We start from the raw sequence: 22,801 nt of genomic DNA, 5'->3' as shown, positions 1-22,801 counted from the left end.
GATGGAACCTCAACCGAACCTCCCTTGACCACAACCAAGCACGCGTCCCACTGAGCCCGTCGGCGGTCTCGGCGCCGCCTCGGGCCAGGTACTCAATCTTGAGTACGTTCACCCGTACCTGGCTGGGCGCAGTCAGTCATACGCCGACACGGGTGACGGCGCGGCGACACACAGACTCGGACACAGTCAGCAAGGGCCGGCCGTGACGCCTTCGGTGGAGGACTGGGCCCTGGTGATCGTTTTCGACTGGTGAAAAGCCACCGGTGGTGCCACCTCGAAGGCGACGAGTCCACAACACCACGCTTGGCGTCGCCCGGATGCACAACCTCGACCGGCCAAGCCGATCAGCGGGCCGCACAACGGGGCAGGCGGCCTCGCCGCGCGGCATCTCGTCGATGTCCACCCATCCGACCAAAGCGCGCTATCCGCGCTTGCACTTAAAGCGCGTCTGCAATTATTGTGGCAGCACGTAAGCAGCTCACTCAAGCAAGTACGGAAGGATGGAGCCATGCCGCTCGCACTCCTCGCCCTGGCAGTCGGGGCATTCGGGATCGGCACGACCGAGTTCGTCGTCATGGGGCTCCTGCCCGAGATCGCCGGCGACTACGGCGTCTCGATCCCCACCGCCGGCCTGCTCGTCACCGGCTACGCGCTCGGCGTCGTCGTCGGCGCACCGCTGTTGACCGTGCTCGGCAACAAGGTGAGCCGCAAGCGGATGCTCATGCTGCTCATGGGACTGTTCGTGGCCGGAAACATACTCTCCGCGATCGCCCCGAGCTTCGGACTGATGGTCACCGGCCGCGTGATCGCCTCGCTCGCACACGGCTCGTTCTTCGGCATCGGATCCGTCGTCGCCGCCGACCTCGTCGCCCCGGACAAGAAGGCCGGCGCCATCGCCACCATGTTCACCGGCCTCACCGTGGCCAACATCGTCGGCGTGCCGCTCGGCACCTTCATCGGGCAGGCGGTCGGCTGGCGCATCACCTTCGCGATCGTCGCCGCGCTCGGGGTGATCGGCCTGCTCGGCATCGCCAGGCTCGTCCCCGCCATGCCCCGGCCCGAGGGCACGCACCTGCGCCGGGAGCTGAAGGCCTTCCGCAACCCCCAGGTGCTGCTCGCCATGGCGATGACGGTGCTCGGCTTCGGCGGCGTCTTCGCCGCGATCACCTACATCGCCCCCATGATGACCGAGGTCGCCGGCTACTCCGACGGTGCCGTCACCTGGCTCCTCGTCCTCTTCGGCACCGGCATGTTCCTCGGCAACCTGCTCGGCGGCCGGTACGCCGACCGCGCGCTGATGCCCCTGCTGTACGCCGCCCTCGGCGGGCTCGTGATCGTCCTCGGCCTCTTCACCGTGGTCGCCGACCACAAGGTCCTCGCCGCCATCGCCATCTTCCTCGTCGGAGCGCTCGGCTTCGCCACCGTCCCGCCGCTGCAGAAGCGTGTCCTCGACCAGGCCCACGGCGCACCGACCCTGGCCTCCGCCGTCAACATCGGGGCCTTCAACCTCGGCAACGCCCTTGCCGCCTGGCTCGGCGGCCTCGTCATCGCCGCCGGCCTCGGCTACACCGCGCCGAACTGGGTCGGCGCCGTCCTCGCCGCAGCCGCTCTCGGCCTCGCCCTCTGGTCCGCCGCGCTGGAGCGCCGGGCCCCCGCGACCGCCGATGCGACCGGCCAGGACAAGGACGCGGGCAGCGAGGCCGCTGCCCGTATCCCCGTACACCACTGACCCTCCCCTCCCCCACCGCACACCACCCCAGGAGAAGCGCCATGACCACCACCGCCGTCGCCCCGCTGAGCACCCAGGACGCCGAGATCCTGCTCACCGCCGCCCGTCGCGCCGCCGAGGCCGCCGGGGTCACCGTCAGCGTCACCGTCCTCGACGCCGGCGGCCACCTCCTCGCCTTCCGCCGCGACGACCGCGCCGTACTGATCTCGGGCGAGACGAGCACCCGCAAGGCCTACACCGCCCTGCAGCTCGACGCCCCCACCGCCGACCTCGTCGACCTGGTCAAGCCGGACGGCCCCTTCCACTCCCTGACCACGGCCCTGGACCGCCCGCTCCTCTTCATCGCGGGCGGTGTCCCCGTCCACCGCGACGGCGCGCTCATCGGCGCCATCGGTGTCGGCGGCGGCGCGCCCGAGCAGGACCACTCCTTCGCGGTGACGGCCACCGAGGCCCTCGTCTGATCCCGACCCGCGCGACGTCCGTAGCCGCGCGGCATCCGTAGCGACATCCCGCGCGACACCCGTAGAGAAGCCCTCGGAGAGACCCGTGGGCGAACCCGCAGAGAAAGCAGTGCACGCATGTCCCAGCTCCCCACCGTCACGCTCAACAACGGCGTGGAGATCCCGCAGCTCGGCTTCGGTGTCTTCCAGGTCCCCGACGAGGAGACGACCGCCGCCGTCGGCCACGCCCTCCAGGCCGGTTACCGCTCCCTGGACACCGCCGCCGTCTACGGCAACGAGGCCGGTGTGGGGCGGGCACTCGCCGACTCCGGCATCGACCGCGACGAACTCTTCGTGACCACCAAGCTCTGGAACGCCGACCAGGGATACGACTCCACCCTGCGGGCCTTCGACGAGAGCCTCGCCAAGCTGGGCCTCGACCACGTGGACCTGTACCTGATCCACTGGCCGACGCCGGCGCGTGACCTGTACGTCGACACCTGGCGTGCCCTGGAGAAGCTGGTCGCCGACGGGCGGGTCCGCGCGGCCGGTGTCTCCAACTTCCAGCCCGCGCACCTGGCGCGGCTGCTCGACAGCAGCGACCTCGTGCCGGCCGTCAACCAGATCGAGCTGCACCCGGCGCTCCAGCAGCGGGAACTCCGCGACCTGCACGCGGCCCACTCCATCGCCACCGAGGCGTGGAGCCCGCTCGCCCAGGGCGCCGTCCTCGCCGAGCCCGCCCTCGTGGACATCGCCGCACGGCACGGCAAGTCCCCCGCCCAGGTGGTGCTGCGCTGGCACCTCCAGCTCGGGAACGTCGTGATCCCGAAGTCCGTCACCCCCGCTCGCATCCGCGAGAACATCGACGTCTTCGACTTCGCCCTCTCCGGCGAGGAGATGAGCGCGCTCGGCGGCCTCGACCGCGGACTGCGCACCGGGCCGGACCCCGACACCCTCAACTGAGCCCGTCCCGGCCCCGGCGGGTACCGGAACTCCGAATGCACCAGCCACGCGCGCGGGCCGCGGTCCGCACCCGCAGCCCGCGCGCCTCCCCACCAGAAGGAACCAGCCGAGATGCCCGCCTCCCCCACCGCCCTCGACCGGCTGGTCTCCCCCGACGGCCGGCCGACGCTCGGCCTCGAACTTCCCCTCGACAACGACTGGGGCGCCACCCGCCTGCGTACGGACCAGGCCGCCGGCCGGCCCTTCGGCGTCCCCGATCTCACCGAGCACGCACGGCTCGCCCGGCTCGCCGACTCGCTCGGCTTCGCGGCCCTGTGGGTACGCGACGTGCCCCTCCACGATCCCGAACACTTCGGCGACGCAGGCTCCGTCTTCGAGACCTTCACGCACCTCGGCCGTCTCGCCGCGGTCACCGAACGAGCCGTACTGGGCACGGCCGCCGTCGTCCTGCCGCTGCGGCAGCCGCTGCTCGTCGCCAAGGCGGCGACCGTGGACGTCCTGTCCGGCGGGCGCTTCGTGCTCGGCCTCGCGAGCGGCGACAGGCCGGTCGAGTACCCGCTCTCTTCGGAGCGGACTTCGACGCTCGTGGACGGACTTTCCGCGACAACGTCGGGACCTGCGCGCCGCCTGGGCCACGCGCGCGCGTGGCGCGGGACTCGCGCTGCCCTCCCTCGGTCTCGACGCCGACCGACAGCTCGACGTCCTGCCCGAGCCCACCGGCCCGACGGTCCCGCCTGCCATCGCCGGAAGCGCCCGGCAGACGCCGAGTGGGTGGCCGAGAACGCCGAGGCGTCGCTCGACCACCCCCGACCGCTGGGGGCTCTGGGTCTCAGGACCCGCGAGTGGCGGGCCCTCACGATCGGCTCCGCGCCCAAGCCGTACCTCACACCCATGCAGCGGGACCTCCCGGCGAACCCGGACACGCCGGCCGCCGCGATCAGCCTCGGCCTCCGCACGGGCCGCCACGCCCTGCGCGACCGTCTGCGGAGGATGGGCGTCCTCGGGGTCGCCCATGTCTCCTTCACCCTCCGCCCGGGCAACCGTCCCGTCGAGGACCTCCTCCATGGACTCGCGGAAACGGTCCTGCCGGAATTCCCCTCGCGATAGTCCGGATGCCCCTCACGAGGGTGCGGGCGGAGGCCGTTCGCCGTACCGCAGCGCCCCTACGCGGACACCGGGAAGGCCGCCTGGAAGGCGAGCCGGTGATCGGCGCCGTCTCCGATGCCTCCGAGGAGGTCGTCGAGTGCGAGGTACTCCTCCCATCGCTCTCTGCCCGACGCCTGCGTCAGCCGTGTGACGACCAGGTCTTCGAGCTCCGGGACACGCTTGTTCTTCCAGACCTTGTCGGCCGTGCTCACCAGCAGGTCCTCGACCGTCACGCCGGGAGCCGTCCAGGAGGCGTGGGTGCCCGCGAAGCGGGCCAGGGCCGGGCTGAACCCGTGGGCCAGGAGGAGTTCCCGCCCCGCCTCCTCGTGCGCCGAGCCGGGCCCGGACAGTTCGGCGACGTGCACGGTCTTGCCGATGTCGTGCGTGGCCGCCCCGAAGAGAACGGCCGCGCGGTTCACGTCGAGGCCCGGAACATGCTGCTCCAGCCAGTCGACCACGTGAACCGCCACGTCGTGAACGGCCCGCAGGTGGGCGGCCAGTCGCGGCGGCGCGCCCAGCGACCGAAGGAGCTCGGCCACCGGAGACGGGAGCGGCCGAAGCGGCGGATCGGCCGGCGCGTACAGGGCTCGGAGGAGGCTGTCAGACGGTGTCACCGCGTCAGGTTACCGACGCACCCCTACGGCCTGCCCGAGAACAGGAGGCGACGTCCCGCCGCACCGTGCGCGCCGCTACGCCCGGACCGTGCGCAGCGCGCCCTCCGTGCGGAGGTCGGCGAGCGTCGGGTAGCCGTCGACGGCCATGATCAGGTCGGCCTCGGCGAGGAGGGCACGGAGGACGTGCACGATGCCGTCGGTGCCGCCCAGGGCGAGTCCGTACGCGTACGGGCGCCCGACGCCCACCGCCGTGGCGCCGAGGGCGAGTGCCTTGATGACGTCCGCGCCGCTGCGGACCCCCGAGTCGAAGAGCACGGGGAGGCCGTCGGCGGCGGCGACCACGTCGGGCAGGGCGTCGAGGGCGGGAAGGCCGCCGTTGGCCTGGCGGCCGCCGTGATTGGAGCAGTAGACGCCGTCCACGCCGCCGTCCCTCGCGCGGCGGACGTCCTCGGGGTGGCAGATGCCTTTGAGGACGATCGGCAGGTCGGTGAGCGAGCGGAGCCAGGCCAGGTCGTCCCAGACGAGCGGCTTCCCGAAGACACCCACCCACTCCAGGACGGCGGCGCGCGGGTCCTCCTCGGGGCTCTTGGCGAGACGTGCGCGGAAGACGGGGTCGGAGGTGTAGTTCGCGAGCGCGTGTCCGCGCAGCTGGGGGAAGTTGCCGGTGGCGAGGTCACGGGGCCGCCAGCCGGTGATCCAGGTGTCGAGCGTGACGACGATGCCCTTGAATCCCGCGGCCTCGGCACGGCGTACGAGGCTCGCCGCGAGGTCCCGGTCGGTCGGCGTGTAGAGCTGGAAGAAACCCGGTGTGTCGCCGAACTCGGCGGCGACGTCCTCCATCGGGTCGACGGTGAGCGTGGAGGCGATCATCGGTACGCCGGTACGGGCGGCGGCGCGGGCGGTCGCCAGGTCGCCGTGCCCGTCCTGGGCGCAGAGGCCGATCACGCCGACCGGCGCCATGAACAGCGGGGACGGCAGCTTCAGGCCGAACAGGTCGACGGACAGGTCGCGCTGGGCCGCGCCGACCATCATGCGCGGCACGAGCCCCCGGGTACGGAAGGCCGCGACGTTGGCCTCCTGCGTGGACTCGTCACCCGCGCCGCCCGCCACGTACGACCACACCGAGGGTGGGAGCGCGGCCCGCGCCCTCGTCTCCAGTTCGGCGAAGGTCATCGGCTGCGTGGGCAGGACGCCGAAGAGCCCGTCGAAGTAGATCTCGTGCTGGTAGTCGCCGTAGTGCTGGGGCATGGGGTGACGTGTCCCTTCCGGTTCCTGTCGGCGCGCTCGGGTCGCCCCGCCGCGGTGGCCACCATCGTGCCCGCCCCGTGCGCCCGTGACCATGGAACGGCGGCCGGGAATGTACGGGGCGCGGGTGCGGGCGGGGACGACGCGCGGGAGAGGACGGGCGCGGGTGGGGCCGGTGGTCAGGAGCGCGACGCGGTCCTGCACCCGCCGTCCGGGCTCCCCGTCCCACCGAACATCGGCGTGCTGCGGTCGTACGGGTCGACGGTCCCGCCGCCGGTCGAACCGCTGTCCGACCCCTGCCTGCCGAACTCCGGGGTGAAGTAGCCGGTGAGGGTGTCGCAGCCGCCGTTGGTCATGTCGACCTTGTACGAGACGAGGGAGAGGGTGCCCGCCTCGGTGACGACCTTCGAGGGGTCGTCCCAGTTCACCACGACCTCGCGCCGCGCGATCGTGCGTACGACCTCGTCGCTGCCTGCCTCCGCCCGTACGACCGGGTAGACGTAGGTGACGTCGGTGGTCACCTGAAGGGCGCCGCGTTCGCCCTCCCGGAACGTCATCCGGCCCCGGGTCTTGACGATGTCACCGGCCGGGCGCGCGTACGAGGTGTCGAAGCGGCTGAACAGGAGGAGCGGGTCGTTCTCCTCGGTCGGCGTGCCGAACGCGGCGGCCAGATAGTCCTTGACGTCCTTCTGGTGCGGGTTGATCAGGGCTATCGCCTTGGCGGGACGTTCGCCGCGCAGCACGGCCGGGTCCAGGCTGGACGCGGCGAGGAAGTCGCGCGTCTGCCGGAGTGCCTTCTCCACCTGCGTCTCGCTCATCCACCCCGTCGCCCGTGCGGGGGGCACGGTGATGCCGGCCGTGCCGTCCGCCCAGCGGACGGCGGGCGATCCCTTGAACGGCTCCGCCAGAGTGGGGCGTTGGGCCGGCTCCACGGGCGGCGCGTCGGTCGGACGCCCCGACTCCTGGGCGAGCGGCGGTCCGGACGCTCCGCTCCCGCCGGAAGCGCCGATGATGTTCCACGGGTCGAACGCCGCGACCAGCAGCGCCACGGCGGCGAGCAGCCCGAACAGGTACCGGCCCTTCTTGCGCCGGGCCGGGGCGGCGGGCGTGTACGTGCGCCAACCCTCGTTGCCCGAAGGCTCGTTGCGCAGTCGCTCGGCCACGTCCCTGGCCCGCGCGGACGGTTCTCTGGGCGCGTCCGCGACACCTTCCACGGAGTCGCGCAGGAACTGCTCCCACACGTCGTCCGGCACCGACGCATCGCCCCGGTCCCCACCCGATTTCACACCGCGCTCCTCGCCTCGCACACGCCCGATCGGGCGGCCCACCCCCTGGGGCAACCGCATGATCCCATGCGGGACTTCGGGGGATGGCGGCAGGTCAGGACGTCCACGGCGCCCGGCCGGGTGCGCGAGGCGCTCGGGAGTTGCTCATGCGCCGGGCCCAGGTACGGGCGCGCCTTCGGCGCCCATGCGCGCACCCGGATGTGCGGGAGCTCAGGGGGTCCGAGGATTCCAGTCGCCCAGCCAGTGGCGCGTGTCCTGGGCGGCCGCCTCGGCGGAGCTCAGATGGGGGCGGTCCGTGTGGGCCGGGCCCGCGCCCGGGCCCGTGTTGCGGTATTCGGCGAAGCGGTCCGCCTTCCAGGAGAAGCCGCCCATGTCCGTCCAGGGCGTGCGCTTCACCGCGGCGCTCAGGACACTGTCGCGGACCGTCGTCTGGGGCGACAGCGTCGCGTCTCCACCCGCGTGCCAGGGGCGTCCGAGGAAGAAGCCGCCCGCGGCGACGTCACCGTTCACGGTGGAGCGGGTGATCAGGAACCCCTTGCGGCCGGCCGGGGTGCTGGGGGCCGTCACGTACCCCGCCGACGTGCCGTCCCAGCGCTTCTTCAGGGTGAGGACCGACCTGTCGATCACCGCCGTGGCCCGTCCGAAGACGAAGTCGACGTTGCCGATCACATAGGAGCCGGTGACGTACACCCGGCCGAGCCTGGCCTTCGCGGCGGTGTCGAGCAGGAGGGTGTCCTGGTCGCCGCTGACGATGACGCCGTCGAGGAGGATCCGGTCGGCGGCCGTGCGGAGGGCGACGGCCTGATGCCCGTTCAGGTTGCGGTTCGCGGCCTCGTCGAAGTCGTTGGAGATGGTGAGGTTCCGCGCCTGGAAGTCGTCGGCCTCGACCGCGACGGTGGCGCTGCCGCCCGTCCCGTATGTCCCCGAGCCGTCCGGCCTGGTCATGCCGGAGGCGTGGCCCTCGACGAGGACGGTGTCCTTGCGACTGCCGCCCGTGCCTTCGATGGTGACCTGCGGCTTGTTCGACGGGATCGTGACCGTCTCCCGGTAGACCCCCGGCGACACCCGGATCACGACGCGCGAGCTGTTGCCCGCCGGTACCGCGTCGACGGCCTTCTGGACGCTGGTGAAGCGGCCGCTGCCGTCTTTCGCGACGGTGAGGACGGTCGGCGCCGCGGCCGGAGTCGTCCGCGCCGGAGTCGGCGTGCTCGCCGTGCCGATCGTCGTCCGCGGACCCGCCCCCGACCTGAGCAGCGCCGGTACCTCCGCCGCCGGATCGAGCGTGTACGGGTAGAAGGCCCTCGGGTCGAACGCCGTACCGCCGCTCTCGTTGCGACCCTTCGTACCCGAGAAGACGTTCCCGCGCTGCACCAGCGCCGCCGTGCCGTCCTTGACGACCGGGTTGTTCACGCCCTGGAAGACGCTGTTCTCCAGGACCATCCTCGTCCTGCCCCGCGCGTAGTTCCCGTACGACGACGTGATGTCCGTGCCCGGGTCGTCCTGGAGGAGGTTGTTGTAGAGGTGCGCGCGGGCGACGTTGTCGGTGGACGGGTTGCGCTGTTCGGTCTCGCGGAACCAGTTGTGGTGGATGGTCAGTTCGGCCGTGACGTGCTCTGTCCAGCCGATGCCGAAGGTCTTGTTGTTGGTGCCGAGCCTGTTCCAGGAGACGGTGACGTACGTCGTGTCCTTGCGGCTGTCGATGAGCCCGTCCGCCATGTGCCGCAGGTCGTTGTGGTCGATCCACACGTGGTGCGCGCCGTCCATCTGGACGGCGTCGAAGTCGTGTTCCTTGTCGTTCCAGATCCCCTGGTACGCGTCCCGGATCGTCAGGTTCCGGATGATGACGTTGTGCACGCCCTGCCCGAGGAAGAAGCCGCCTCCGACGATGTGCCCCGACGTCCCCGAGCCGACGATGGTCTTGTCGGAGGAGACCTTGATCTCCTTGCCCGTGGGGTTCACCGTGATCGTCCCGGCCACGACGATGACGTACGGCTCCGGGGCCGTCGCGTACCTCTCGAGGTCGGCGAGGGTCCGGACCGTGACCGTCCTGCCGTCCCGTCCGCCGTACGTGCCCTTCTGTCCCAGCGCGTCGACCGACGCGAAACCGTCGGCGACCGCGCGGGCCCAGACGGGCGCCTCGGGCGTCGGCGCCGCGGCCCCGGCCTCCGCCCCGGCCCGCGCGTCCGTTCCGAAGACGCCGAAGGCCGTGCCGTAGGCAAGCACCCCCGCGGCGGTGAGCACCGCCGGGGCACCGATCACCAGCGCCTTGCCGCGTCTGCGGTGCCTCGCCCTGCCTCGCACCTCGGTCATGTCGTACGTCCTTCCGTGTGGGGGTGCCCGCCGGGAAGGGCGGGCGCCCTGTAGTCGTCACAGGAAGGGGAAAGGTTGCCGTGGCGGCCGTTGCGGACGAGCGCGGCGCACTTGACCGGCCAGCACGATGTCCGGCCCGCCCGGCGGGTTTCGGCGAGCTCCGGCGGGCCGAGGACGTGGACCTGTCTGCCGGCCCGCCGGGGGCTCGGGGCACCTGCCGGATCAGGCGTACGGGTCGAAGGGGATGCCGGCCGGCTTGGCCTTGGCCAGGTGGGGGGCGAAGTTGCCGTCCTTCAGGCCGAACACCGCGCTGCCGAAGTCGGCCTGGCTGAGCTTGTCGCGCAGACCGGCCGGGTAGCCGTTCCAGCCGACCAGGCTGGGGAACTGCCAGGTGTGCTGGTGGTTCTCCGGCGGCTCGTCGTTGGAGTTGGCGGGGCGGAAGCAGTGCGTGCCGATGCCGTCCTTGTGGTAGACGACCTTCGGGTGGGTGCCGTCCCAGCGGATCGCGTCCCGGCCGTAGGTGTCGAAGTTGCCGTGGGCGGACGTGGAGACGTACTGCGCCTGGTTGTTCTGCACCCAGACCACGACGTGTTCCCAGTCGTGGCGGTGTCCCCCGAGGCCGCTGCCGATGACGGCCTGGTCCTTCTCGAAGTACAGGCCGTAGAGGATCGCGCACCAGCCGTTGTTGCACTTCGCGCGGGAGTAGCCGTTGGTCTGGGTGAGGTCCCAGGAGTCACGGCACTGGCCGTTGAGGGCGCCGGACGGGTTGAGCCCGCCGTTGACGGTGCCGTCGGGTCCGATCGCGGCGGTGGAGTAACAGCCGTCCGTGTCGTAGTCGTAGGCCGGCTGGAAGGTCTGTTCCAGGCCGTCGGCGTTGGCCGGGAGAGCGGGGGGCGGTGCGGCGAACGCGCTGCTGGGCAGGGCGATGATCATCGTGAGGGCGGCGGCGAGGGCGAGCGCGCCCCTGGTGGCGTACACCTGTGTCTTCACTGTGTCCCCTGGGTCGGGCGGCATGATGCGACAAGCGACATCTTGGCATGGACAGCTCATCTCGGGTGAGGCTCGGCCACGAACGAGGCGCGTCGCGTCCGCGACTGTTCGTCGGCGCCGGCGAGCCGGGAACGACTGCTGGAGCACCCCCGCCGGATCCCGACGGACCGCCCTCGATGCGGCCCCACCGGCACTGATCAGGCGCCCCGAGAAGACGACTAGACGAGACGTATCGTCTCTTCTACAGTGTTCGTCATGACCACCACCACGCCTCCCGCACACATCGCCATGTTCTCCATCGCCGCGCACGGCCACGTGAACCCGAGCCTGGAGGTGATCCGCGAGCTCGTCGCGCGTGGCCACCGCGTCAGCTACGCCGTCCCCGCGTCCTTCGCCGAGAAGGTCGCGGAGACGGGAGCCACACCCGTCGTCTACACCTCGACCCTGCCGACCGACGACGAACCGGACGCCTGGGGGACGGAACTGATCGACAACCTCGAACCCTTCCTGCGCGATGCCGTGCAGGCACTGCCGCAGCTTGCCGAAGCCTTCGACGGGGACCGGCCGGACCTCGTCCTCCACGACATCACCGCCTACCCCGCCCCCGTCCTCGCCCACGGGTGGGGAGTACCGGCGGTCTCGCTGTGGCCGAACCTCGTGCCGTGGGAGGGGTACGAGGAGGAGGTCGCCGAGCCGATGTTCGCCGAGCTCAAGGCCTCACCGCGTGGCAAGGCGTACTACGCGCGGTTCGAGGACTGGCTCGCCGGGCACGGGCTCGACACCGACCCCGACAGGTTCGTCGCCCGCCCGCGCCGCGCGCTCGTACTCATCCCGAAGGCGCTGCAGCCGCAGGCCGACCGGGTCGACGAGTCCGTCTACACCTTCGTCGGCGCCTGCCAGGGCGAGCGCGCCGAGCAGGGCGGCTGGGAGCGGCCGGCGGACGCCGAGAAGGTGGTCCTGGTCTCGCTCGGCTCCGCGTTCACCAAGCTGCCCGGTTTCTACCGGGACTGCGTGGAGGCGTTCGCCGGGCTTCCCGGCTGGCATGTCGTCCTCCAGATCGGGAAGTTCGTGGACCCCGCCGAGCTCGGCGATGTGCCGGCCAACGTCGAAGTGCACTCCTGGGTACCCCAGTTGGCGATCCTGCGGCAGGCCGACGCCTTCGTGACCCACGCGGGCGCGGGAGGCAGCCAGGAGGGTCTGGCCACGGCCACGCCCATGGTGGCCGTTCCCCAGGCCGTCGACCAGTTCGGGAACGCCGACATGCTCCAGGCGCTGGGCGTGGCGCGGCACCTGCCGATGGACGAGGTCACCCCGGAGCGGCTGCGGAAGGACATGCTCGCGCTCCTCGGCGATCCCGAAGTGCCGCGCCGCGCCCGGGAGATCCAGGAGTCGATGGCCCGCGAGGGCGGCACGCGCCGGGCCGCCGATCTGATCGAGGCCGAGCTCGCGGGGGCGTGACCTGGGGCGACCCGTCAGCCCTCGTACGGGGAGCCGCGCGAGGGCTCCCCGTACGGAGTGGCCGTACGGTGCGAGTGAGGGGCGCCGGCCTCCGCCGGAGGAGCTCCGGACGCGCCGGTCGGTCCGCCCGGGTCAGACCACCGCGCCCGAGCGGTTCCGGTCCGCGCCGGCTCCGCCCGCCCGCTGCCGCTTGGCGGAGCCGGAAGGACCGCCCGCAGCGGCGGCCGCCGGGTTCCTGGTCTCCAGGGCCACGGCCAACGGCATCGCCGTGAACACCGTGGACGCCATGCCGAGCACGACTCCGGCGAGCAGCGCGACGGAGAAGTCCGTGAGCGAGTCGCCGCCGAGGGCGGCGAGCGCCACCAGGACGAAGAGCGCACCCATACCGGTGTTGACCGTACGGGGCAGGGTCTGTGCGACAGCCCGGTCGGCGAGGTCCGCGAGCGGAACGCCCCCGCCTCGCCGCCGCAGTTCCCGCAGCCGGTCGAGGACGACCACCGAGTCGTTGACCGAGTAGCCGACGACGGTCAGGAGCGCGGCCAGGAAGACGCTGTCGACCGGCTTGCCGAGCCAGGCGAACAGGCCGATCACGAGCAGCACGTCCTGGGTCATGGCGGCCACCGCCGCCGTCGCGTACGTCCAGCGGAACCGTACGGTCAGATAGAGGAGTTGGGCCGCGACCGCCAGTCCGAGCGCGAGCAGGGCGTGGGTGCGCAGCTCGCCTCCCAGGCTGGGGCCGATCAGGTCGTCGCGCTCCACCTCCACCGGGCCCGCGACCCTGGTGAGTGCCTCCCGGATCTCCCGCTGTTCACCGTCCCCGCTCTCCCGGACGCGTAGCGACACGTCGCTGTCGCCGGTCGTCTGGACGACGGCGTCGGGGAAGCCCGCCTTCGCGACCGCCGCGCGCGCCTCGTCCGCGTCGACGGGCCGCTCGGCCGTGTACTGAACGACCCGGCCCCCGGTGAACTCGACACCGAACTCCATGCCACGGGCGCCGATACCGGCGAGGGCCACCATCAGGAGTCCGGCGCAGGAGAGCAGCCAGCGGCGCCGGTGTGCCATCAGGCGCGGCACCCTGCGGGTCAGCCGGGTGCGCAGCCGGCCGAGTCCCGCCATGCCGGTGACCGCAGGCCGGCGGCGCACGGCGGGCAGGCGCAGAGCGAGGTCGGCGAAGATGCGGGTGATCACCATCGCGGTGAGGAGAGAGGTGACGACGCCGATCGCGAGGGTCACGCCGAAGCCCTTGACGGGGCCGGTGGCGAAGACGAAGAGCAGGCCGGCCGCGAGCAGGGTGGTGACATGGGAGTCCGCGACCGCGCTCCACACCTTGCCGAACGCCGTCGTCAGCGGCCGCCGCAGATCGCGCCCGGTCGCGGCCCGGCCCAGTGCCGCGTACTCCTCCCTCGCGCGTTCGAAGACGAGGACATTCGCGTCGACGGCGATACCGATGGCCAGGACGAACCCGGCGAGACCGGGGAGGGTGAGCGTGGCGCCGAGGGCGACCACCGCGGCGTACGAGATCAGCCCGTACAGCAGGAGCGCGGCGGTCGCGAGGACGCCGAGGAGCCGGTAGACCACCATCACGAAGATCCCGGTGCAGGCGAGACCGATCACCGCGGCCCAGGCGCTGGCCCTGATCGCCTCGGCGCCGAGCGTCGGGCCCACGGTGCTCTGTTCGATCGTCGTGACGGGGACCGGCAGGGCGCCGCCCTGGACGAGGGCCGCGAGGTCGCGGGCGTCCTGCCCGGAGAATCCCCCGGTGATCTGCGCGGAGCCGCCGCCGATGCCCGAGCCGCACGGGACGCCGGTCTGCATGGCGGGTGCGGAGACGATGCGGTCGTCGAGGACGATCGCGACCCTGCGGGCCGGGTCGCCGGGCGCCGCGCAGGCGGCGGCGCCGGTCAGCCGGGCCCACGTGTCGGCGGCGCGGCCGCGGAAGGAGAGGTCGACCGTCCAGCCGCGGCCGCTCGTGGTGTCGAGCACGGCCTCGGCGCTCTTGACGCCGTCGCCGGTGAGGACGGGTGCGGCGAGGTCGAGGAAGCGGCCGGGCGCGTCGGGGTCGGCGAGGACGCGTGCCGTCCCGTTCGTCGCGGCCGGTCCGGCCGGGCGCTGCGCCTCGCCGGTGACGGCGTGGAAGGTGAGCTGGGCCGTACGGCCGATGACCTCGGCGGCCTGGCGCGGGTCGCGGAGTCCGGGGAGCTCGACGACGATGCGGCGCTCGCCGGAACGGGCGAGCGAGGGTTCGGCGACGCCGAGCCCGTCGACCCGCTTGCGGAGCACCTCCAGGGCGCGGTCGGTGGCCGCGGCGTCGGCACGGACGGTGGGTCCGTCCTCGGTCTGGAGGACGATGCGGGTCCCGCCGCGGAGGTCGAGGCCGAGGCGGGGCGGGGTGGTCAGGGTGATCCAGAGGGACAGTGCGACGACGGCGAGCGCGAGCAGCGCACGCCAGAGCGCGGAACGAGAGGACACGGGTACTCCACGGACGGCGCACGGCGGCAGCGCGCGCCCACGCGAAGGGTTGGGAGCGCGCGCCGGCCGTGCCGGACGTACGGATGGACACGCGTCGTGGACCGGGCCGGGGCATGCCGATGGCCCGGACGGCGACGCGGGGAAACGTCAGCTGTGCCGGGTGGAGGGAGGGCCGCGAGGGGCCCGCGGGTCGTGGGCCGTGCCGGGCGGTGCGCGCTCCCGGCGGGGGTCGCCGACGAGGACGCCGCGCGCCGGGAGGGAGAGGTCGGCGGACACGGTGGCCGTGCCCGCGGGCATGACGGTGATCCGTACGGGGTTCTCGACGGCGGCGGGGAGTCGTACGACGGCGGTGGGCGCGAAGTGCGGCTCGGGAGCCGAGGCGCGAGGACCCGCGCCCTGGGACAGCGCCGGCGCCACGGTCCTGGTCGCGGCCGGGCCGGCCGCCGCCGTGTGGTCCGCCGCCTGGGCCGTCGACGCGGGCAGGACGAGGAGCGACCAGACCGCGCAGAGCATGGCGGGCAGGAGGGCCACGAGCTGTCGCGTCGAACGTCCCACCGTCCCCCCTCTCCCGCTGATCATGTCCCCGGTCCCGACGGTCAGGTCATCAGAGTAGACCGCGCCGCGAGACCACCCGCCACCGCGCCCCGCACTCATGCACGTTCGGGTACGGGAGCTGAGTACGCGTGCTCATGTGTGGGAACGCCCGGTCTCGCACGATGAGCGGGTCAGCGCTTCGTCCTCGGATCCAGGGGGCCCTTCGTGCTCAGCCGTCTCGCCGCCCGCGTCGTCCCGTTCTTCGGGCGACTGACCGTCACCGCCGATCCCGGGGCTCGCCTCGAACCCGGCAGCATCCTGGTCGTGAACCACACCTCGACGGCCGACCCGGCACTCGTCCTCGCCGCGCTCCGCAAGCGGCTCGCCGTCGAGCCGGTGCTGCTCGCCACCGCGGGGCTGTGGCGGATTCCCCTGCTCGGCCGGGCCCTGACCCGCGAGGGTCACGTGCCCGTCCACCGCGGCTCGGCCCACGCTGCCGCCGCCCTCGACCACGCGGCGGTGGCACTCGCCTCGGGGCGGCACGTGATGCTGTACGCGGAGGGACGCATCCCGACGCGTCCGGACTCCGCGGAGAATCCGCCGGAGGCTTTCCGTACGGGGCTCGCGCGGCTCGCCGAGGCCACGGGGCGTCCGGTCGTGCCGATCGGTCAGGCGGGTGCCCGTCGGATCACGTCGGGCGGGCGCGTGAAGCAGATCGCCGGGGTGCTCACGGCGCCGGTCCGGAGGCCGTGTCTGCATGTCCACATCGGGGCGCCGCTGCGGCTGCCCGCCGATGTGACCGCCGCGACGGAGCTGGCCCACGGCGCCGTCACGGCGGCGTGGCGGACGGCGGCCGGGGCGCTCGGCGAACCGGCGGCGAAGGCGGGGACGCGGCACTGAGCGGGGACGCGGGGCCCGGCGGGGACGCGGGGCCCGGCAGAGGGACGCGGAGTCCGGCGGGAGGGACGACGGAGGCGACGGGGAGGGTGACGGAGGGCGACGGAGGGAGCGGCGTTCACCTCCGCGTTCCCCGAGAGCGGTCCCTAGGACTCCCCCTGTTGCCGAACATCGATCTACCATGCCGTTGTTGTGCGTGAGCACGCACAACGGGCGTCAGGGGGAGGCGCGATGCCGGTACGACCCGTACATGCGCAGGACCGGATACCGGACGACATACCGGGCCCGGTTCCGCGGGATCTGCCCGGTGGAGTGGAGCTGTACCACCTGAGGCCCGACGGCGGCATTCTGCTCGCCGACCGGGAGGGCAGCCGCGAGCTCGGACCTGAGCGGGAGTTCCTCCGGTTCATCGACGACGGGCAGTTCGCCCACTATCTGGTCGGGGACGCGGCGACCTCGCCCGAGCGGCCGTCGAACGCCACCGTCAAACTCGGGGTCGTGGGCCCGCGCAGCGCCTTCACCCCGCACGCGCACGGCGGCGAGCACTTCGTGCTCAGCCTCGGTCATGCCGCCTGCGGACTGTACGACGAGGCCCGCGGGCGCGTCACCGACGTCCCGCTCGCCCCGGGCATGCTGATCCGGATCCCGGAGATGATGCCGCACTCCTTCGCCAACCGCGGCGACACCCCGCTGACGATCCTGGCAGCGAACACCGGCTACGGGATCGACCACGAGGACTACGCGATCACCGCGGCCGAGGCCGAGCGGCGGGCCGCGTCCCCGGGCGGCTCCCCCGCCGGCGGCCGGACCGCCCTGGCCGCCGAGCCCCGCACGGACTACCGGACCCTGGCCGCCGAGCTCCGCGACATCGAGCGCGCCCAGCGGGTCCACGGCATCGCCGCCACCACGGTCCGCGAGCGGCTCGCCGCCCGACTGCGCCGGGTGGCCGCCGCACTGGAGGTGCCCAGGTGATCTGTCCGCACTGCGAACGCAACCTGCTCCGCAAGGAACGCACCGGCAACCGCTGCACCCACTGCAACCGCGCCTACGCCCTGGACCCCAAGACCAACCCGCTCCGTCTCAGCGATCTCCGGGTACGCCGGATCACCGCCGCCCTCACCGACGGGGGCCGGATCGGGATCGTCCCCGATCAGCTCTGGTACGCCCTCTCCCGCAAGCGCCTCCGGGACAGTGAGTTCGGGCAGGGCTGCTTGGGCGGGGCGTTCGTGCCGGCCGGCTTCGTCACCGTCATCGCCTTCTTCGCCGAGGCCCCGGTCCTGCTGATCGTCTCCGCCGCCCTGCTGCTCATCGGCCTGGGCATCACCGTGGCCCGGGCCATGGGCGCGGGCAAGGGCGTCCCGCCGGTCGTCCGGGAGGCCTTCCCCGCGCTGGTGCTCTCCCCCTGGCGGTCGGTGTACGGGGTGCTCCCGCCCGGTGTGCTCGACACCGCGGGATCCGGAGGCGGCGTGGCGGACCCGGCGGGTGCGGCCGGCACGACCGGGGTGCTGGTCTGCCCCGACCGCGCCGTCGTCGCCTTCCTCGTCGCCGACGGGCTGCCCGCCCGCCACGGCCTCGCGGTGGCGCGGAGCGTCGCGGAGGCCGCGGTGGTCCCGTCGAAGGGTCCCGTGCTCGTGCTCCACGACTCCGACGCGGACGGCGAACTGTTCGTACGAGGCCTCCGGGACGCCCTGCCGGACCGGACGGTCATCGACGTGGGACCGCCGCTGCGCACCGTACGGACCCTGCCCCAGGCCGTTCCCTACCGGGACCCGCGGCGGAAGCCGAGCCCGGCGGACATGCGGATCCTCACCGCGCTCGGCACGTACACCCCCGAGGAGCTGAAGTGGCTCGGGCAGGGCTGGCGGTTCCCGCTGGTCGGACTGCCTCCGGCCCGACTGCTCGCGGTCGTCGACCGGGTCGCCGGCCAGGTGTCGCGCGGGGTCGACCCCGACCGGCGGCGCGCCGCGGACCTGGGATTCCTCACCTGGCCCGAGGCCGCAGGACCGGACCCGGTGGGTGGCCGGTGATCTGCCCGCACTGCGCCGCCCAGCTGGCGGCCAGGGAGCGGACCGGACAGACGTGCTCGCGCTGCGAGCGCCGGTTCGCGCTCGACCCGAAGCTCCACGGCCGGGGCATGCACGATCTGCGGATCCGGCGGATCGCCGAGCGCGCCACCGACGGCGGACGCCTGAAGGTGACCCTCACCCAGCTCTGGTACCTCTCCCGGGTGTCCACCTCCCTCTGGGACGGGAAGCCCGCACGCGGGATCCGGCCCGGCGTCCGGTGGCTGGTCGCCGTGCCCCTCGTCCTTCTCCTCCTCGTGGTCGGCGATCTCGTCCAGGGCATGGTGGGCGCGATCGGCGTCGCCGCCGCGGTCGTCGTCGTGGTGGTGGCGGCGGCCCTGCGGTACAGGCCCGCCAGCAGGGCCTGGTGGAGCATCACCCCATCGGAATCCGCGTTCCGGCAGGCGATGACCGGCCCCTGGCGAACCGCGTACAAGGGGCTGCCGGCGGGTGTGGTGAACGACGACCCGGGCACCCCCGCACCCCGTGAGTCCGTCGCCGGCCGCCGCGAGGCCGTCATCCTCTGCACCGATCACGCGGTCGCCGTGTTCCTCCGGGTCAACGCCCTCCCCGGGAGACTGAAGGCACGGCTCGTCGAGGCCGAACCGGCCGCCGCACACGAGGCGCTGGCGGGCGTGCCCGCCGGGCTCCCGGTGGTGGTGCTCCACGACGCGAGCGCCCTGGGGGCGCTGCTCGCACCGCTGCTGCGCCTCGCCCACCCCGGCAGGGTCGTGGTGGACGCCGGCCTCCCGGTCTCCGCGGTCCGGACCCGCCGGGGTGCCGTGCACCGGGTCTCGACCACGTCCACGGTGGACGCGGCGGACCTCCGTTCCGTCGCGGGCCTGCCCGAGGAGGACGCCGCGTGGCTGGCCGGAGGCCGCTGGAGCCCGCTGGCCGCCGTCCCGCCACGCCTCCTGGAATCGGTCGTCACGGCGGCCGTGGAACAGGCTCTGTCCGCCCGCCCCGCCGAACCCCGCTCCGCCGACGGCTTCCTGACCTGGCCGGCCGAGGCGCCGGCGCGGGCCGGCGGCCCGTCCCGTACGAAAGGCACCACGGCCGGATGAGCCAGCGACACCTCCCGCCCCCGCGCACCGGCCCGACCGCCGGGACCGGACAGCCCGCCGGGGTCGGCGGGGCCGCCCGTGCCGGTCAGACAGCGCGCGCCGATGGCCGCCCCACCCTCGGGTTCGCCGCCCGCACGACGGTCAGGGTGGCCGACCGGGCGATCACCGCGGCCGCGGCCCGCGCCGGAGCCCCCGGCGGGCTGCGCTTCACCGAGCGCCAGCTGTACTACGAGACCTGCCGCGTCCTGAGTCCCGGCTCGACGCTCCTGAGGGGCCGGGTCCCCGGCACCCCTGCCCCGGTCCTGCGACTGCCCGTGTTCACCCGCGCCCTGGAGGCGCGCGGCCGGGAGACCGTACCGGGACTGCTTCCGCCGCTGCCCGATCCGGCCGCGCGGGTGGAGCCGCCCCTGTCGCGCGAGCCGTCCGGGTCGTCGGGGGCGTACGAGCCCGACCTCTACGACTACGGGCTGCCCCGGCTGCTGATGTGCCAGGACCGCTCGATCGCCGGGATGCTCCTCGCCAACCACGTCCATCTGGAGGCGGCCTGCCCGGTGTTCGCCGCCTCGGACGCCCTGCCCCTCGACCCGAGGCTGCTCGCCGCCCTGCAGCGGACCGAAGGCGCCACCGTGTACGTGCTGCACGACGCGAGCCCGGCCGGGATCGCGTTCCCCGCCCTGGTGCGGGACGGACTGGGGCCGGTGCCGGGAGTGCGCGTCGTGTCGCTCGGTCTGGTGCCCCGGCACGCGGCCGCCCTGCGCCTGCCCACCGGCCGGGGCCCCGCGCCCGGTCCCGCCGGCCTCGCCGCCCTGCCCGCCGCGCTGCGGCCGCGGGAGGCCGACTGGCTGGCGGAGGGACGGTTCGCCGAGGTGGCGGCCGTGCCCCCGGACCGGCTGGTGCGCACGGTACTGCGCCTGACGCGGGGGCCACGACCGCCCCGCGACTCCCTGTGGAGCGGCCTGCGCGGACTGCGCGGAAGCGGCTTCATGACCTGGCCCGCCGCGTGACCCGTCCCGGCGCTCCCTCCCACCGACCCGAGGTACGCACACCATGAACCGTCCCGAAGAGATCGGCTACACGGACGAACTGCTCGCCGACGGCACCGTACACCGCCGCTACGAGGACGGCCTGGAGGAGTGGCGCCGCCGCACCTCCGGCCACCCGCATCTCGTGCACTGGCACGACAACCGGGGCGCCTCCGGAACCGACGAGCTGCTCGGCGACCGCATCATCAAGCGCAGCCTCGCCGACGGCACCGTCACCTACGCCCGTGACATCGGCTACGGCCGCACCTTGTGGGCGCGCGGCGAGAAGGTCCTGGTCAACCGGAGTTCCTTCGGCGGCCGGGTGGGCGCCCTGCTCGCGGGCCTCGGGGTGGCGACCCTCGCCGTCACCGCCGCCCAGCTGCCGCCGCTGAGCATGTCCCCCGAGCAGGAGGAGGCACTGCGCCAGCAGCAGGCGCAGGCACAGCAGTCCGGCGGGGGCGGAGGCGGCGACAGCAGTGGCTCGGCCTCCGCCGACGACGGGTCGAACGGGACCGACGGGTCCGGCGACGGGAACGACTGGGACGCGAACTGGGACGGTGACGGGGACGCCTGGAACGACGACGACTTCGGCTGATGCGCGCCCCGGTGGCGCCCGCGGCACGGTCACGACCGGCACCACCCGCATCACATCACCCGCGACGCCGGCCTCACGACCGGCAACACCCGCGTCACGGTCACGACCGGCACCACCCGCATCAGGTCACGACCGCGCCACCCGCATCACAGCACGACCGGCACCACCAGGAGAAGGAGCAGTTCGTGGCACGTCTGTGCGCCTGTCTGGCCCCCACCACCGGGCAGGCCCGCGCCCATCTGGACGCGATGGGCGCCCTCGGCCCGGGCCATGTCCCGGCCGATGTGCCCGGCGCCGAGCTGTCGCTGCTCCCCGGTGAACACGGCCGCGCCGAGGGCCCGTTCACCGCGCTCGGGCGGACGGCCGTCGGAGAGGTCACCCTGCACAACCGCCCGGTGCTCCTCGCCGCGCTCGCGGAGCGGGACGCGCCCCCGGCGTCCGACTGCCCCGACGGCGAACTCCTTCTGCGCTGCTGGGCATCGCTCGGGGACGCGGGGGTGGCCCTGGCCGAGGGAATGTTCGTGCTCGCCGTGCTCGACGGCCCCGACCTGGTCCTGATCCGCGACCACGTCGGTGCCCGCACCCTGTTCTACGCGCGGGCCGACGCCGCCTGGGCGGCTTCCACCTCCCTGCGCGCGCTGCGCCGGTGGCCCGCGCTCGGCACCTCGATGAACCTGTCCGCGGTCCGCTCCTTCCTCACCTTCGCCTATCTGCCCGGCGAGGAGACCCTGCTGACCGGTGTGCGGGAGGTGCTGCCCGGCCGGGTGCTCCGGCTGCACCGGGACGGGACGTCCACCGAGACCGTGCACTGGGAGCCCCGTGAGCGGATCGAGGGTCCTCCGCCGGAGGACCCGGGCGCCCACGTCCTGGCGCTGCGGGGCCTGTTGGAGCGGGCGACGGAGAGCAGGCTGCCCGTCGCCGAGCCGGCCGCCGTGCTCCTGTCCGGCGGGATCGACAGCTCCCTGGTCACGGCCCTCGCGGCGAAGCTCCACGGCCACCCGGTGCACACGTACTCGATCAGCTTCGGTGACGACCTGCCGAACGAGCTGGGCTATTCGGGCCTGGTGGCCGCGCACTGCCGCACCCGCCACCGGGTCCTGAACGTCTCGGGCACGGCCGTGGCCGCCCGTCTCGCCGAGGCGGCCGCCCTGCTCGACAGCCCCGTCGGCGATCCGCTGACCGTGCCGAACCTGATGCTCGCCGAGGCCGTGGCCGCGGACGGCGCCTCCGTGGTCCTCAACGGAGAGGGCGGGGACCCCGTCTTCGGCGGGCCGAAGAACCTGCCGATGCTGGTCCAGGAGATGCACCGGACCCCGGGCGCGCCCTGGGACGAGGACCGGGCGACCGCTTACCTGCGCTCGTACCGCAAGTGCTGGACGGACCTGCCGGAGCTGCTGACGGCGCCGGCGCTCGACGCCCTGCGGGACGCCCCGCCCCTGGAGCGGCACGTGGCGCCGTATCTGACGGCCGAGGGCGGCAGCCCGTACCGGATGGGGCACCTCCTCAACCAGCTGCTCCACTGCAACCTGCGGACCAAGGGCGCGCATCACATCCTCACCAAGGTGGAGCGGCTGACGTCCTCGCAGGGGGTGGAGGGCCGTTCCCCGCTCTTCGACCGGTCGGTCGTCGACCACGCCTTCGCCACCCCGCCGTCCTTCAAGCTCCGCGGCACGGCGGAGAAGTGGATCCTCAAGGAGGCGGTACGGGACCTGCTCCCGGGCACGGTGGTCGACCGGCCCAAGAGCGGTATGCGGGTGCCGGTCCAGCAGTGGCTGACGGGCCCGCTCCGCGACCTCGGCCAGGACCTCCTCCTCGGGCCCAGGTCCCAGCAGCGCGGCCTGTTCCGGCCGGAGACGGTCCGGGCCTGGCTGCGCGGCGAGGGTGCTCTGCTGCCCCGGCAGGGCGGCAAGTTGTGGCTGGTGCTCACCCTGGAGCTCTGGCTGCGGTCGTACGACGTGTGAACCGGCACCACCCCG

At 73.3% G+C, this 22,801-nt stretch carries 18 protein-coding genes and 1 pseudogene; 12 read left to right on the top strand and 7 right to left on the bottom strand.

The features are described from left to right. Positions 1-508 precede the first annotated feature (508 nt). The 4 genes from IF00_RS0105840 to IF00_RS40960 all read left to right on the top strand — a co-directional run bounded on the left by IF00_RS0105840 (position 509) and on the right by IF00_RS40960 (position 4,239). Positions 509-1,729, top strand: a complete 1,221-nt coding sequence (locus IF00_RS0105840) for an MFS transporter (RefSeq protein WP_030314945.1) — start codon at positions 509-511, stop codon at positions 1,727-1,729. A 41-nt stretch (positions 1,730-1,770) separates the two neighbouring features. After that, the gene (locus IF00_RS0105835; protein WP_030314943.1) at positions 1,771-2,190 is read left to right on the top strand and encodes a GlcG/HbpS family heme-binding protein; all 420 of its coding nucleotides are present in this window, start codon (positions 1,771-1,773) and stop codon (positions 2,188-2,190) included. Positions 2,191-2,307: 117 nt separating this feature from the next. Next, on the top strand, positions 2,308-3,132 hold the full coding sequence (locus IF00_RS0105830) for an aldo/keto reductase (protein WP_030314942.1): 825 nt from the start codon (positions 2,308-2,310) through the stop codon (positions 3,130-3,132). A 111-nt stretch (positions 3,133-3,243) separates the two neighbouring features. After that, complete coding sequence (locus tag IF00_RS40960; RefSeq protein ID WP_245234434.1) at positions 3,244-4,239, top strand: LLM class flavin-dependent oxidoreductase; 996 nt, start codon at positions 3,244-3,246, stop codon at positions 4,237-4,239. 56 nt (positions 4,240-4,295) lie between these two features. Here IF00_RS40960 and IF00_RS0105820 read toward each other — a convergent pair whose 3' ends face one another. From IF00_RS0105820 to IF00_RS0105800, 5 genes are all read right to left on the bottom strand, one after another. Continuing rightward, positions 4,296-4,892, bottom strand: coding sequence for an HD domain-containing protein (locus IF00_RS0105820; RefSeq protein WP_030314939.1), 597 nt, complete (start codon positions 4,890-4,892; stop codon positions 4,296-4,298). Between the two features lie 75 nt (positions 4,893-4,967). After that, positions 4,968-6,140, bottom strand: a complete 1,173-nt coding sequence (locus tag IF00_RS0105815) for an alpha-hydroxy-acid oxidizing protein (protein ID WP_030314936.1) — start codon at positions 6,138-6,140, stop codon at positions 4,968-4,970. A 176-nt stretch (positions 6,141-6,316) separates the two neighbouring features. Then, positions 6,317-7,423: a hypothetical protein gene (locus IF00_RS0105810; protein ID WP_030314934.1), complete on the bottom strand. Its 1,107-nt coding sequence runs from the start codon at positions 7,421-7,423 to the stop codon at positions 6,317-6,319. A 210-nt stretch (positions 7,424-7,633) separates the two neighbouring features. Then, positions 7,634-9,733, bottom strand: coding sequence for a pectinesterase family protein (locus IF00_RS0105805; RefSeq protein WP_030314932.1), 2,100 nt, complete (start codon positions 9,731-9,733; stop codon positions 7,634-7,636). A gap of 222 nt (positions 9,734-9,955) precedes the next feature. Continuing rightward, a complete protein-coding gene (locus tag IF00_RS0105800; RefSeq protein ID WP_245234445.1) occupies positions 9,956-10,666 on the bottom strand; it encodes an NPP1 family protein in 711 nt (236 codons plus the stop codon). A 266-nt stretch (positions 10,667-10,932) separates the two neighbouring features. Between IF00_RS0105800 and mgt the strand changes: the two are divergent. After that, positions 10,933-12,181 (top strand): annotated as a pseudogene (gene mgt / locus IF00_RS0105795) (macrolide-inactivating glycosyltransferase); the annotation flags it as partial. Positions 12,182-12,313: 132 nt separating this feature from the next. Here mgt and secD read toward each other — a convergent pair. Both secD and IF00_RS0105785 read right to left on the bottom strand, forming a co-directional pair. Then, the gene (gene secD, locus IF00_RS0105790) at positions 12,314-14,650 is read right to left on the bottom strand and encodes a protein translocase subunit SecD (protein ID WP_030314927.1); all 2,337 of its coding nucleotides are present in this window, start codon (positions 14,648-14,650) and stop codon (positions 12,314-12,316) included. A gap of 147 nt (positions 14,651-14,797) precedes the next feature. Then, on the bottom strand, positions 14,798-15,205 hold the full coding sequence (locus IF00_RS0105785) for a hypothetical protein (RefSeq protein WP_158710431.1): 408 nt from the start codon (positions 15,203-15,205) through the stop codon (positions 14,798-14,800). 204 nt (positions 15,206-15,409) lie between these two features. Between IF00_RS0105785 and IF00_RS0105780 the strand changes: the two genes are divergently transcribed. From IF00_RS0105780 to IF00_RS0105750, 7 genes are all read left to right on the top strand, one after another. Continuing rightward, on the top strand, positions 15,410-16,084 hold the full coding sequence (locus IF00_RS0105780; protein WP_030314922.1) for a lysophospholipid acyltransferase family protein: 675 nt from the start codon (positions 15,410-15,412) through the stop codon (positions 16,082-16,084). A gap of 228 nt (positions 16,085-16,312) precedes the next feature. After that, positions 16,313-17,053, top strand: a complete 741-nt coding sequence (locus IF00_RS0105775) for a cupin domain-containing protein (RefSeq protein ID WP_030314920.1) — start codon at positions 16,313-16,315, stop codon at positions 17,051-17,053. Further along, positions 17,050-18,108 carry a hypothetical protein gene (locus IF00_RS0105770; RefSeq protein ID WP_030314919.1) on the top strand — a complete coding sequence of 353 codons (1,059 nt, stop codon included), beginning with the start codon at positions 17,050-17,052 and terminating at the stop codon, positions 18,106-18,108. The genes IF00_RS0105775 and IF00_RS0105770 overlap by 4 nt, the downstream gene beginning before the upstream one ends. Next, positions 18,105-19,208 carry a hypothetical protein gene (locus IF00_RS0105765; RefSeq protein WP_030314917.1) on the top strand — a complete coding sequence of 368 codons (1,104 nt, stop codon included), beginning with the start codon at positions 18,105-18,107 and terminating at the stop codon, positions 19,206-19,208. Before IF00_RS0105770 ends, IF00_RS0105765 begins: the two co-directional genes overlap by 4 nt. Next, positions 19,205-20,212, top strand: a complete 1,008-nt coding sequence (locus IF00_RS0105760) for a hypothetical protein (protein WP_051819868.1) — start codon at positions 19,205-19,207, stop codon at positions 20,210-20,212. The genes IF00_RS0105765 and IF00_RS0105760 overlap by 4 nt, the downstream gene beginning before the upstream one ends. 43 nt (positions 20,213-20,255) lie before the next feature. Then, entirely contained in the window at positions 20,256-20,825 is a 570-nt protein-coding gene (locus IF00_RS0105755; RefSeq protein WP_030314914.1) for a hypothetical protein, read from the top strand. Between the two features lie 185 nt (positions 20,826-21,010). Further along, a complete protein-coding gene (locus tag IF00_RS0105750) occupies positions 21,011-22,786 on the top strand; it encodes an asparagine synthetase B family protein (RefSeq protein ID WP_030314912.1) in 1,776 nt (591 codons plus the stop codon). Positions 22,787-22,801: the final 15 nt, after the last annotated feature.

Origin of the sequence: Streptomyces flavochromogenes, assembly GCF_000717595.1 — a bacterium.
In the GTDB taxonomy this organism is placed as follows: domain Bacteria; phylum Actinomycetota; class Actinomycetes; order Streptomycetales; family Streptomycetaceae; genus Streptomyces; species Streptomyces flavochromogenes.
Note: the sequence above shows the minus strand (reverse complement) of the source record. Positions and strands in the feature narration are given on the sequence as shown.